Annotated in this window: 11 protein-coding genes; 7 read left to right on the top strand and 4 right to left on the bottom strand. The window is 60.3% G+C overall.

What is annotated here, in order from left to right; translation table 11 throughout:
* Window positions 1-180: 180 nt before the first annotated feature.
* The 3 genes from prpC to V8J63_RS06645 form a co-directional block, all read right to left on the bottom strand.
* Complete coding sequence (gene prpC, locus V8J63_RS06655; RefSeq protein WP_130888993.1) at window positions 181-1,308, bottom strand: bifunctional 2-methylcitrate synthase/citrate synthase; 1,128 nt, start codon at window positions 1,306-1,308, stop codon at window positions 181-183.
* 151 nt (window positions 1,309-1,459) lie between these two features.
* On the bottom strand, window positions 1,460-2,353 hold the full coding sequence (gene prpB / locus V8J63_RS06650; protein ID WP_024012298.1) for a methylisocitrate lyase: 894 nt from the start codon (window positions 2,351-2,353) through the stop codon (window positions 1,460-1,462).
* Window positions 2,350-3,072: a GntR family transcriptional regulator gene (locus V8J63_RS06645; RefSeq protein ID WP_177180867.1), complete on the bottom strand. Its 723-nt coding sequence runs from the start codon at window positions 3,070-3,072 to the stop codon at window positions 2,350-2,352. The genes prpB and V8J63_RS06645 overlap by 4 nt, the downstream gene beginning before the upstream one ends.
* Before the next feature lie 404 nt (window positions 3,073-3,476).
* Between V8J63_RS06645 and rloA the strand changes: the two genes are divergently transcribed.
* The 4 genes from rloA to pabB all read left to right on the top strand — a co-directional run bounded on the left by rloA (window position 3,477) and on the right by pabB (window position 8,132).
* Window positions 3,477-4,013, top strand: a complete 537-nt coding sequence (rloA, locus tag V8J63_RS06640; RefSeq protein WP_041479149.1) for a retropepsin-like aspartic peptidase RloA — start codon at window positions 3,477-3,479, stop codon at window positions 4,011-4,013.
* A gap of 5 nt (window positions 4,014-4,018) precedes the next feature.
* Window positions 4,019-5,554: an osmotic stress tolerance membrane protein RloB gene (rloB, locus tag V8J63_RS06635; protein WP_024012295.1), complete on the top strand. Its 1,536-nt coding sequence runs from the start codon at window positions 4,019-4,021 to the stop codon at window positions 5,552-5,554.
* On the top strand, window positions 5,554-6,540 hold the full coding sequence (locus V8J63_RS06630; protein WP_016773817.1) for an alpha-L-glutamate ligase-like protein: 987 nt from the start codon (window positions 5,554-5,556) through the stop codon (window positions 6,538-6,540). Before rloB ends, V8J63_RS06630 begins: the two co-directional genes overlap by 1 nt.
* A gap of 248 nt (window positions 6,541-6,788) precedes the next feature.
* Window positions 6,789-8,132, top strand: a complete 1,344-nt coding sequence (gene pabB / locus V8J63_RS06625; RefSeq protein ID WP_130901657.1) for an aminodeoxychorismate synthase component I — start codon at window positions 6,789-6,791, stop codon at window positions 8,130-8,132.
* Between the two features lie 182 nt (window positions 8,133-8,314).
* Here the strand turns inward: pabB and thrH are convergent, their stop codons facing one another.
* Window positions 8,315-8,932 carry a bifunctional phosphoserine phosphatase/homoserine phosphotransferase ThrH gene (gene thrH / locus V8J63_RS06620; protein ID WP_122705845.1) on the bottom strand — a complete coding sequence of 206 codons (618 nt, stop codon included), beginning with the start codon at window positions 8,930-8,932 and terminating at the stop codon, window positions 8,315-8,317.
* Between the two features lie 165 nt (window positions 8,933-9,097).
* Here thrH and V8J63_RS06615 point away from each other — a divergent pair, with 165 nt between their 5' ends.
* From V8J63_RS06615 to V8J63_RS06605, 3 genes are all read left to right on the top strand, one after another.
* Window positions 9,098-9,838, top strand: coding sequence for a phosphoadenylyl-sulfate reductase (locus V8J63_RS06615; protein ID WP_336463798.1), 741 nt, complete (start codon window positions 9,098-9,100; stop codon window positions 9,836-9,838).
* A 574-nt stretch (window positions 9,839-10,412) separates the two neighbouring features.
* Window positions 10,413-11,951: an NCS1 family nucleobase:cation symporter-1 gene (locus tag V8J63_RS06610; RefSeq protein WP_125927629.1), complete on the top strand. Its 1,539-nt coding sequence runs from the start codon at window positions 10,413-10,415 to the stop codon at window positions 11,949-11,951.
* 54 nt (window positions 11,952-12,005) lie between these two features.
* Window positions 12,006-12,734: an aspartate/glutamate racemase family protein gene (locus V8J63_RS06605; RefSeq protein WP_122506523.1), complete on the top strand. Its 729-nt coding sequence runs from the start codon at window positions 12,006-12,008 to the stop codon at window positions 12,732-12,734.
* Window positions 12,735-12,903: the final 169 nt, after the last annotated feature.

The raw sequence follows: 12,903 nt of genomic DNA, 5'->3' as shown, positions 1-12,903 counted from the left end.
ACGGTAATTTCAAAGGGTGAGGCCAGACACCTGAGTTGCACACCGTCCACTGTGGGAGCGAGCCTGCTCGCGAAAGCGATAGATCAGTCGACATCCTTGTTGGATGCCAGTCCGTCTTCGCGAGCAGGCTCGCTCCCACAGGGTCTAGCGGGGTTCTCTGGTTCCGGGTCAGCTCACCATTCAGCGACGTTCGATTGGCACGAACTTGCGCTGTTCGACGCCGGTGTATTCGGCGCTCGGGCGGATGATGCGGTTGTTGGCGCGTTGTTCGAACACGTGCGCGGCCCAGCCGGTCAGGCGCGAGCAGACGAAGATCGGCGTGAACAGCTTGGTCGGGATACCCATGAAGTGGTACGCCGAGGCATGGTAGAAGTCGGCATTCGGGAACAGTTTCTTCTGCTCCCACATGGTCTTGTCGATGGCTTCCGAGACTGGGAACAACACCTTGTCACCGACCTCGTCCGCGAGTTTTTTCGCCCAGCCCTTGATAACCTCGTTGCGCGGGTCGCTGTCCTTATAGATCGCGTGGCCGAAGCCCATGATCTTGTCCTTGCGCTCGAGCATGCCGAGGGTGCCTTTGATCGCCTCTTCCGGCGACGAGAAGCGCTCGATCATTTCCATCGCCGCTTCGTTGGCGCCACCGTGCAACGGGCCACGCAGCGAACCGATCGCCGCCGTCACGCACGAGTACAGATCCGACAAAGTCGAGGCGCAAACGCGTGCGGTGAAGGTTGAGGCATTGAATTCGTGTTCGGCGTAGAGGATCAGCGACACGTTCATCACGTTGACGTGCAATTCACTCGGTTTCTTGCCGTGCAGCAGGTGCAGGAAGTGGCCGCCGATGGTTGGCTCGTCGCTGACGCAGTCGATGCGCTTGCCGTCGTGGCTGAAGCGATACCAGTAGCACATGATCGCCGGGAACGCGGCGAGCAGACGGTCGGTCTTGTCGCGCTGTTCGGAGAAGTCTTTCTCCGGTTCGATGTTGCCGAGGAATGAGCAACCGGTGCGCATGACGTCCATCGGGTGGGCGTCGGCGGGAATTCGTTCGAGCACTTCTTTCAAAGCTTGCGGCAGGTCGCGCAGCTTGCTCAGTTTGCTTTGATAGTCGGCCAGTTGCGCTGTTGTCGGCAGTTCGCCATACAGCAGCAGATAGGCGACTTCTTCAAATTGCGCGTCGGCGGCCAGCTCACGCACGTCGTAGCCGCGATAGGTCAGCCCGGCTCCGGCCTGGCCCACGGTGGACAGTGCGGTTTGCCCGGCTACCTGGCCACGGAGCCCGGCGCCACTGAGTACTTTTGCTTCGGCCATTGTGTTCTCCAATCTTCTTGAATTTGTATGGGGAAACTTGTGGGAGCGAGCCTGCTCGCGAAAGCGCTGGATCAGTCGACATCAATGTTGGATGTCAGTCCGTCTTCGTCGGAACGCCGCCCGGAGCCGGCTCGCTCCCACAGGGTTTTGTTCAGCCTTTCTTCTGTGCAAACAACGCATCGAGCTTCTGCTCGAACGTGTGGTAATCGATACGATCATAGAGCTCCATGCGAGTCTGCATGGTGTCGATGACATTCTGTTGCGTGCCATCGCGGCGGATCGCCGTGTAGACGTTTTCCGCTGCCTTGTTCATCGCGCGGAACGCCGACAGCGGGTAAAGCACCAGCGAGACGTCAGCGCCGGCCAGTTGTTCGGTGGTGTACAGCGGCGTTGCGCCGAACTCGGTGATGTTGGCCAGGATCGGTGCTTTCACACGATTGGCGAACAGCTTGTACATGTCCAGTTCGGTAATCGCTTCCGGGAAGATCATGTCGGCGCCGGCTTCGATGCACGCTGCCGCGCGATCAAGTGCCGATTCCAGACCCTCCACTGCCAGTGCGTCGGTACGCGCCATGATCACGAAGCTGTCGTCGGTACGGGCATCGACGGCGGCTTTGATGCGATCGACCATTTCCTGCTGGCTGACAATTTCTTTATTCGGGCGATGGCCGCAGCGCTTGGCGCCAACCTGGTCCTCGATGTGAATCGCCGCCGCGCCGAACTTGATCATCGACTTGACCGTGCGCGCGACGTTGAAGGCCGACGAGCCAAAACCGGTGTCAACATCCACCAGCAGCGGCAGGTCGCAAACGTCGGTGATCCGCCGCACGTCGGTGAGCACGTCGTCCAGCCCGGTGATGCCCAGGTCCGGCACGCCCAGCGAGCCTGCGGCCACGCCGCCGCCGGACAGGTAGATCGCCTTGAAACCGGCGCGCTTGGCCAGCAGCGCGTGGTTGGCGTTGATCGCGCCGACCACTTGCAAAGGATGCTCGCTGGCGACCGCATCGCGGAAGCGCTGGCCCGGCGTGTTCAGGTTGGAAGTCATGCATCACCTCGTTCAGTGGCTGTCTTGTTGTGGGCGCCGTCCTCGTAGTGACGGGCGATGTTGCGTTTCGAGGCGCCGATGTGGCGGCGCATCAACAATTCCGCGAGCTCGCCGTCACGGTCGGCGATGGCATCGAGAATGCGGTGGTGTTCGGCGAAGGCCTGGTGCGGGCGGTTCGGCGTGGTGGAAAACTGGATGCGGTACATGCGCACCAGTTGATACAGCTCGCCGCAGAGCATCTGCGTCAGCGTGCGATTGCCGCTGCCCTGGATGATCCGGTAATGAAAGTCGAAATCGCCTTCCTGCTGGTAATAACCGACGCCGGCCTGAAACGCCGCATCGCGCTCGTGGGTTTCCAGGACCCGGCGCAGTTCGTCGATTTCCTCGACGCTCATGCGCTCGGCAGCGAGGCGGCAGGCCATGCCTTCGAGGGATTCACGGATTTCGTAGAGTTCGATCAATTCGGCATGGCTGAGCGAGACCACCCGCGCACCGACGTGCGGCACACGCACCAGCAAGCGCTGGCCTTCCAGACGATGGATCGCCTCACGCAGCGGCCCCCGACTGATGCCATAAGTACGCGCCAGTTCCGGCTCGGAGATCTTGCTGCCCGGGGCGATTTCGCCTTTGACGATAGCCGCCTGAATGCGCCGGAAGACGTTTTCCGACAGCGTCTCGGAATCGTCGCCGCTGATGACTGGGGGATCGAGTTGATCCAGCATGATTGTCGACACCTTTAAATCCAATGCGGCAAAAACTAGCCAATAAGACCGCATCAGTCAAAGGATAAATAGGTATTGTCGACAATCGTCTAATAACCGCAGCCAATCGATCATCTATTAATGTTGGAGCGAGCTTGCTCGCGAAGGCGGCACATCAGCCGGCTTCTACATCGAATGACACAGCGCTTTCGCGAGCAGGCTCGCTCCCACAAGAGTGGCATCCCTTGCAGCTCATGGGTCGGCGCAAGCGCTGGCGCCATAAAACCACCGTGCTAGAATGCCGCCCGCATTTGCGGGTCTTTAGTACGGCTTGCCATAAAAAGCTGCCAGGCACACGCGGGGGCTTGCGCACGGTTGCGCGGGCACCTGAACCGATAACGGAACGCTGCGCACCAGGATTTATGAGACTCAAGCCTTTCCCCACCTTTTTTGCTCTGTTTTGCCTGCCGGGCCTCGCCGCCGCGGGGGAAAAAACCGTGTACGGCCTCAACGAATACGCTTCGCTTGACGGCATCAATCTCGAAGTTGCGGCCAAACTCGACACCGGGGCGAAAACCGCCTCGCTGAGCGCCCGCGACATCAAACGTTTCAAACGCAACGGTGAGTCCTGGGTACGTTTCTACCTGGCCATCGACACCGCGCATTCACACCCCATCGAACGGCCGCTGGCTCGCGTCAGCAAGATCAAGCGCCGCGCCGGCGACTACGATCCGGAAGAAGGCAAGCAGTACACCGCCCGTCCGGTGATCGAGCTGGATATCTGCATGGGTTCGGCATTGCGCAGCATCGAAGTGAACCTCACCGACCGAAGTGCGTTCCAATACCCGCTTTTGATCGGCTCCGAGGCGCTGAAACGCTTCGACGCGCTGGTCGACCCCAGTCTTAAATACGCTGCCGGCAAACCTGCCTGCACCATCGCCGCTCACACCGCCGAGTAATTTCCATGCGTTCTCTAACCTTCCACCTGAAAATCCTGATCGCCGTGCTGGTGCTGCTGGGCGTTTCGGTTACGGCCTATCAGATTTTCGTGCTCGGCATCCCGGTGACCGAAGACGCCACCGACGACCTGTGGAACATCGACGCCAAGGTCGAGTTCGTCGCCAGCACCAAGGATCCGGTGAAGATCCAGATGTTCGTGCCGCCGCTGAGCCGCGATTACGTCAGTCTCAACGAAAGCTTCATCTCCAATAACTACGGCGTAGCGGTGAACCGCATCGACGGCAACCGCAAGGTGACCTGGTCGGCCCGTCGCGCCAAGGGCAACCAGACCTTGTATTACCGTCTGGTGCTGACCAAGCGCTACACCGCGGAAAAATCCAAGGTCAAAGGCCCGACCTTCCGTGACAGCATGGTCATCGAAGGCCCGGAAAAAATCGCCGCCGAAGCCCTGCTCGCGCCGATCCGCCAACACTCGGCCGACGTCGAAACCTTTATTGGCGAGGCGATCAAGCGCGTCAACAACGTGAATGACGACAACGTCAAGTTGCTGCTGGCCGGCGATCCGTCGACCTCGCACAAAGCCAAGATCGTCGAACTGCTGCTGTCGATTGCCCACGTCCCGGTAGAAAAAGTCCACACCATCCGCCTTGTCGCCGATCAGCCCCAGACACCCGAACTGTGGCTGCGCAGCTTCAACGGCAACGACTGGCTGTACTTCAACCCGGAAACCGGTGAGCAAGGCCTGCCAACCGACCGCCTGCTGTGGTGGACCGGTGACGAAAACCTGATCACCGTCGACGGCGGCAAGAAAGCCAACGTGACTTTCAGCCTGAACAACAGCGAGATGAACGCGATTCGTCTGGCCAAGCTGACCGACGAAAACACTGACGCCAACTTCCTCGATTACTCGCTGTACGGCTTGCCGCTGCAGACCCAGCAGACCTTCATGATCATGGTGATGATCCCGATCGGCGTACTGGTAATCCTGATCCTGCGCAACCTCGTCGGCCTGCAGACCCTGGGCACATTCACCCCGGTGCTGATCGCGCTGGCCTTCCGCGAAACGCAGCTGGGCTTCGGCATTCTGCTGTTCACGGTGATCACCGCGCTGGGCCTGTCGCTGCGCTCGTATCTCGAACATCTGAAACTGCAAATGCTGCCGCGCCTGTCGGTGGTGCTGACCTTCGTTGTGGTGTTGATTGCGGCGATCAGTCTGTTCAGCCACAAGCTGGGGCTTGAGCGTGGCTTGTCGGTGGCGCTGTTCCCGATGGTGATTCTGACCATGACCATCGAACGTCTGTCGATCACCTGGGAAGAACGCGGCGCCAACCATGCGCTGAAAGTCGCCATCGGCACGCTGTTCGCCGCCTCCCTGGCGCACCTGATCATGACCGTGCCGGAGCTGGTGTACTTCGTGTTTACCTTCCCGGCGATCCTGCTGATTCTGGTCGGTTTCATGCTGGCGATGGGTCGCTATCGCGGCTACCGCCTGACCGAACTGGTACGTTTCAAGGCCTTCCTGAAGAAGGCTGACGCCTGATGTTCGGTTTCTGGAAGACCTGGAAGGCCCTCGAGGCGCGCGGCATCATGGGCATCAACCGCCGAAACGCGGACTACGTGCTCAAGTACAACAAGCGCAGCCTGTACCCGATCGTCGATGACAAGATCCTCACCAAGGAACGCGCCATCGCCGCCGGCATCCACGTGCCGGAGCTGTACGGGGTGATCTCCACCGAGAAGGAAATCGACAAGCTCGACGAGATCATCGGCGGGCGCAGCGACTTCGTGATCAAACCGGCGCAGGGCGCGGGTGGCGACGGCATCATCGTCATCGCTGACCGCTTCGAAGGCCGTTATCGCACGGTGTCGGGCAAGATCCTCGCCCACGAAGAGCTGGAGCATCACATCTCCAGCATCCTCACCGGCCTGTACTCGCTGGGCGGCCACCGCGACCGCGCACTGATCGAATACCGTGTGACCCCGGACCAGATCTTCAAGAGCATCAGCTACGAAGGCGTGCCGGACATCCGCATCATCGTGCTGATGGGTTACCCGGTGATGGCGATGTTGCGTCTGCCGACCCGCCAGTCCGGCGGCAAGGCCAACCTGCACCAGGGCGCCATTGGCGTTGGTGTGGATCTGGCCACCGGTTTGACCCTGCGCGGCACCTGGCTGAACAACATCATCACCAAACACCCCGACACCACCAACGCGGTGGACGGCGTGCAACTGCCCTACTGGGACGGTTTCATGAAACTCGCCGCCGGCTGCTATGAGCTGTGCGGGCTGGGTTATATCGGTGTGGACATGGTGCTCGATCAGGAAAAGGGTCCGTTGATTCTCGAACTGAATGCGCGGCCGGGGCTGAACATTCAGATCGCCAACGATTGCGGCCTGACCTTGCGCACTCACGCGGTTGAAGCGCGGCTGGAAGAGCTGAAGGCGCGGGGCGTTAAGGAATCGGTAGAAGAGCGGGTGGCGTTTACCCAGGAGATGTTTGGGCATATTCCTGCGGTCGAGGGCTAAAAGCTGAAAAGCCCCTCACCCTAGCCCTCTCCCGGAGGGAGAGGGGACTGACCGTGGTGGATGCGAGAGCTGCGCCGACCTGAAATACCCGGTCGAACTCCGGCCTTGAAAAGCATGAAGATCGGCTCCCTTTCCCCCTCGCCCCCTTGGGGGAGAGGGCTGGGGTGAGGGGGAGGCTTTTGACTTTGATCTGGCAGCGCAGAGGACTACAATCCCCACCCCGCCTCAACGGCCGATCTGCCCCGCCCATGTTGACCTGCTCCGTACACCCACTGCCCTACCGCGCCAACCCCGCCGACTATTTCGCGGCCATTCGCAACGCACCCGGCGCCGTGCTGCTCGACAGCGGCCGGCCGAGCGCTGAACGCGGCCGTTATGACTTGCTCAGCGCCTGGCCGCTGGAACAACTGGCGGTGTTGCCGGACGAGAGCGGCGCGTATTTCCTCCAGCGCCTGCGTGACCACCTCAGCCGCTTGGGCGAAGCTCAGTTGCCTGCCGGGTATGAATTACCATTCGCCGGCGGGCTGATCGGCTATCTGAGCTACGACTTCGGCCGGCATCTGGAGAACCTGCCGAGTCAGGCGCTGGATGACCTGCAACTGCCCGATGCGCGTTTTGGCCTGTACGACTGGGCGCTGATCAGCGATCACCACGGGCAAACCAGCCAATTGGTCTTTCATCCATCGCTTGTCGACAGTGAACGGCAGCGATTGGTCGCGCTGTTCACTCAGCCTCAAGTTGACGCGCTGGCGCCTTTCAAACTGAACGCCCCGATGGCCGCTGATCTCTCGGCCGACGATTACCGTCAGGCCTTCGAACGCATTCAGGACTACATCCAGGCTGGCGACTGCTATCAGGTCAACTTCGCGCAACGCTTTCGTGCTGAATGCCAGGGCGATCCGTGGCTGGCTTACTGCGCTTTACGTCAGGCCTGCCCGACGCCGTTCTCCGGGTTCCAGAGCCTGCCCGACGGCGGCGCGGTGCTGAGCCTGTCACCGGAACGTTTCGTCAGAGTCAGCCAGCGCCAAGTCGAAACCCGTCCGATCAAGGGCACCCGCCCCCGTGGCGTCACCCCAGCCGAGGACGCCGCCAACGCCGCCGAACTGCTGGCCAGCCCCAAGGATCGCGCGGAAAACCTGATGATCGTCGACCTGCTGCGCAACGACCTCGGGCGCACCTGCCGCATCGGCTCGGTGCGGGTGCCGGAGTTGTTCAGTCTGGAGAGCTATCCGAACGTGCATCACCTGGTCAGCAGCGTGACCGGTGAACTGGCGACGGATCGTGATGCGCTGGACCTGATCGCCGGCAGTTTCCCCGGCGGCTCGATCACCGGCGCACCGAAGATTCGGGCGATGCAGATCATCGACGAGCTGGAACCGACCCGGCGCGGTCTGTATTGCGGCTCGTTGCTGTATCTGGACGTGCGCGGCGAGATGGACAGCTCCATCGCCATCCGCAGTCTGCTGGTCAAGGATGGTCAGGTGTGCTGCTGGGGCGGCGGCGGGATCGTCGCTGATTCGGACTGGCAGGCGGAGTATCAGGAGTCGATGACCAAAGTGCGGATCCTGCTCGATACCCTGCAGAACCTCTGAAGCATCGCGAGCAGCCTCCCACACCGATCGTTCCCACGCTCCTGCGTGGGAATGCAGCCCGGGACGCTCCGCGTCCCATCCAAAGCCGAACGCGGAGCGTCCGATGAGGCGTTCCCACGCAGAGCGTGGGAACGATCATCGTGTGGGAGCGAGCCTGCTCGCGAAGACGTCCTTCCAGACGACTACAAACTCAACTCTCTATTAGAGGCCTTGAGAAATTCCCGCTTCAGCTCTTCAAACGTATGCACCGCCGGGAACTGCGGAAACTCGCGAATCACGTTGTCCGGCGCGTGAAACAGAATCCCCGCATCCGCCTCGCCGAGCATGGTCGTGTCGTTGTACGAATCACCCGCCGCGATCACCCGGTAGTACAGACTCTTGAACGCCAGCACCGACTGGCGCTTGGGATCTTTCTGACGCAGTTGATAGCCCGTCACCCGACCACTTTCGTCAGTGATCAAGCGATGGCAGAGCAAGGTCGGGAAGCCCAGCTGGCGCATCAGTGGCTGTGAAAACTCATAAAAAGTGTCCGAGAGAATCACCACCTGAAAGCGCTCGCGCAGCCAGTTGACGAACTCCACCGCGCCATCCAGCGGTTTCAGTGTGGCGATCACTTCCTGAATGTCCGAGAGCTTGAGACCGTGCTCATCGAGGATGCGCAGGCGCTGCTTCATCAAAACGTCGTAATCGGGAATGTCCCGAGTGGTGGCCTTGAGGGAGTCGATTCCGGTTTTTTCGGCGAAGGCGATCCAGATTTCCGGTACCAGTACCCCTTCAAGATCCAGGCAAGCAATTTCCACAAGACACTCCCGTTTGTAGTGATTATTTGAGTCAAGCGAGGCCGAACTCTAGCGTCTGCACCCGAGGCGCGCAACGCAGAGGACGCCCCGGGCGCGGCAGCTTTTTGTTACCATCGGCCCCCTATAGAGCGCCCGAGCGCCATTGACCTGTAGGAAGCCGCCCTGATGAGCCCAACGTTTGACGTCGTGGAACTCGCCACGACCTATGCCAACAAATCCGCCCAGGACATCCTCAAGCTCGCCTTCGCCGAGTTCGGCGATGACTTGTGGATATCTTTCAGCGGCGCCGAGGACGTGGTGCTGGTGGACATGGCGTGGAAGCTGAACAAGAACGTCAAAGTGTTCAGCCTCGACACCGGCCGCCTGCATCCGGAGACCTACCGTTTCATCGAGCACGTGCGCGAGCATTACCAGATCGATATTGAAATTGTTTCGCCGGACTACACGAAACTCGAACCGTTCGTGAAGGAAAAAGGCCTGTTCAGTTTCTACAAGGATGGCCACGGCGAATGCTGCGGCATCCGCAAGATCGAGCCGCTGCGGCGCAAGCTGTCCGACGTCAAAGCCTGGGCCACCGGCCAGCGCCGCGATCAGAGCCCGGGCACCCGCAGCGCTGTGGCGGTGCTGGAAATCGACACAGCTTTCTCGACACCGGAACGCACCCTGTACAAGTTCAACCCGCTGGCGCAGATGACCAGCGAGGAGATCTGGGGCTACATCCGCATGCTCGAACTGCCGTACAACAGCCTGCACGAGCGCGGTTTCATCAGCATCGGCTGCGAACCCTGCACCCGCCCAGTGCTGCCGAACCAGCACGAGCGCGAAGGCCGCTGGTGGTGGGAAGAAGCCACGCAGAAAGAATGCGGCTTGCATGCCGGGAATATCATCAGCAAGAGTAAGGTTTGATCCCCCATTTATAGAAAGACCTGTGGGAGCGAGCCTGCTCGCGAAAGCGCAGTTCCAGTCAACGTTGCAGTTGCCTGATCCACCGCATTCGCGAGCAGGCTCGCTTTCACATTGATAGGTGCCAGGCACACAAAAGGTGTACACAAGGTTGTCACCATCGGTGCCATTTATGTGTGCACTTTCAGTTCTGACGCCCTGAAAAGTTACACTCTCCAGCAGAATCCCCATCTGCTTGCCCCTCTGCAAACTCCCTCCCCTGAAAAAAATTCCTGTCCAATCGATCAATTTATATCGCCGGTTTTTCAGCAACTTATGCCGCATTGATAACTATTCGAAATGAGCCCTGCCGCTTATAGATTGGCAACTGGCACAAATCTGGCTTTATCGCATACATGTTTTGTATACAAAACTGCAAAACATGCACACTTTCGATCCGCAAGCCTGAAGCGCCCTATCCCGTACAGGCTGCAGATGCCCCATAACCAGTGATGTTTTCACCGCCGCGACGAAGATTTGTCGAGCCTGAGCGCTCATGCACAGTCATCGCGGGAGTGAACGTCAGGAGCCTGCCGGAATGCGTACAAGTCTTTCGAATAACATCGCGCTGGGTCTGCCCTCTTCCACGCTCGATCAACCGTTGCCCGATGACGGACTGAGCGAGCCGCTGCAACTGAGCCCGCGCCTGCACAACAGCGATCTGGCGCCGACCAAAGCCGAAGGGCGACGCTGGGGCCAGTACAGCATCTTCGCCCTGTGGACGAACGACGTGCACAACATCGCCAACTACTCGTTCGCCATCGGCCTGTATGCGTTGGGCCTGGGCGGCTGGCAGATTCTGCTGTCGCTGGGGATCGGCGCGGCGCTGGTGTACTTCTTCATGAACCTGTCCGGGTACATGGGGCAGAAAACCGGGGTGCCGTTTCCAGTGATCAGCCGGATCAGTTTCGGCATTCACGGTGCGCAAATTCCTGCATTGATCAGGGCGGTTATCGCCATCGCCTGGTTCGGTATTCAGACGTACCTCGCCTCGGTGGTATTCCGCGTCTTGCTGACCGCTGTGCATCCAGGCTTCGCCGAATACGATCACGACTCGATTCTGGGCCTGTCGAGCCTGGGCTGGGTGTGCTTCGTGGCGATCTGGCTGGTGCAACTGGCGATTCTCGCCTACGGCATGGAGATGGTGCGCCGTTACGAGGCGTTTGCCGGGCCGGTGATTCTGCTGACCGTTGCTGCCCTCGCCGGGTGGATGTACTTCCAGGCTAACGCGACCATTGCCTGGTCGATCCGCGAGCCGCTGACCGGTGGCGAGATGTGGCGCAACATCTTTGCCGGCGGCGCGTTGTGGCTGGCGATCTACGGCACGCTAATCCTCAACTTCTGCGATTTCGCCCGTTCTTCGCCGTGCCGCAAAACCATCAAGGTAGGAAATTTCTGGGGCTTGCCGGTGAACATTCTGGTGTTCGCTGCGATTACCGTGTTGCTGTGTGGCGCGCAGTTCCAGATCAACGGGCGGATCATCGAAAGCCCGACCGAAATCATCGCCTCGATCCCCAACACATTCTTTCTGGTGCTCGGCTGCCTGGCTTTTCTGATCGTCACCGTCGCCGTGAACATCATGGCCAACTTCGTCGCCCCGGCGTTCGTCCTCAGCAACCTGGCGCCGAAGTACCTGACCTTCCGCCGCGCCGGGTTGATCAGCGCGACCATTGCCGTGCTGATCCTGCCGTGGAACCTCTACAACAGCCCGCTGGTGATCGTGTATTTCCTGTCGGGCCTAGGCGCCCTGCTCGGCCCGCTGTACGGGGTGATCATGGTCGACTACTGGCTGATCCGCAAAGGCCGGATCAATGTGCCGCAGCTCTACAGCGAAGACCCCAACGGCGCTTATTACTACAGCCGTGGCATCAATTTCCGCGCGGTGGCGGCGTTTATTCCTGCAGCGCTGATCGCCATCGTCCTGGCCCTGGTACCTGGTTTCCACAGCGTTTCACCGTTCTCCTGGCTGATCGGTGCCGGTATCGCCGGCATGCTTTACCTGATCATCGCCAAACGCCAGACGCATTACGCCGAAGTCAGCGGCGAATGCATCGCTGTGGATAACGTCAGCCACTGATCCCTTCGCGGCCCGGTTTTCGGGCCGCACCACTGCCCGCAATAAGGATTTTCCATGCGTATTCTCGTGGTCAACGTCAACACCACCGAATCCATCACCGACGCCATCGCCCGCTCGGCGCAGGCCGTCGCTTCGCCCGGTACCGAAATCGTCGGCCTGACCCCGTACTTCGGCGCCGAATCGATTGAAGGCAATTTCGAAAGTTACCTGGCCGCCATCGCCGTCATGGACCGGGTGATGGCCTACGACCAACCCTTCGACGCCGTGATTCAGGCCGGCTACGGTGAGCACGGCCGCGAAGGCTTGCAGGAATTGCTCAACGTGCCAGTGGTAGATATCACTGATGCGGCGGCCAGCACCGCGATGTTCCTCGGCCATGCCTACTCGGTGGTGACCACGCTGGATCGCACCGTGCCGCTGATCGAAGATCGACTGAAATTGTCCGGTCTGTGGGATCGCTGTGCCTCAGTGCGCGCCAGTGGTCTGGCGGTTCTGGAGCTGGAACACGAACCGCAGCGCGCACTGGAAGCGATCGTGCAGCAGGCCGAACTGGCGGTGACCCAGGACAAGGCCGAGGTGATTTGCCTGGGCTGCGGCGGCATGGCCGGGCTGGACGAGCAGATTCGCCGGCGCACCGGCGTGCCGGTGGTGGATGGCGTGACAGCGGCGGTGACGATTGCCGAATCGCTGGTGCGCTTGAAGTTGTCGACGTCGAAGGTGCGCACGTATGCGACGCCACGGCCGAAGACCATTATTGGCTGGGCGCAGCGCTTTGCTCGATAGACCGAGTTATCGTTCATCGCGGGCAAGCCCGCTCCCACAGGGTTTTGTATTCTTTGCAAGATGTGTGAGCAACTCAAAACTTGTGGGAGCGGGCTTGCCCGCGATAGCCGCAACTCGGTTTGGTGCCTGGCTCAGATAGCACTAAACCGCCGCCCCAGTCCCTGCTCAG

The organism is Pseudomonas sp. CCNWLW23, from assembly GCF_037095675.1.
Lineage (GTDB): Bacteria > Pseudomonadota > Gammaproteobacteria > Pseudomonadales > Pseudomonadaceae > Aquipseudomonas > Aquipseudomonas atacamensis.
This window is presented reverse-complemented; position numbering and strand designations above follow the sequence as displayed.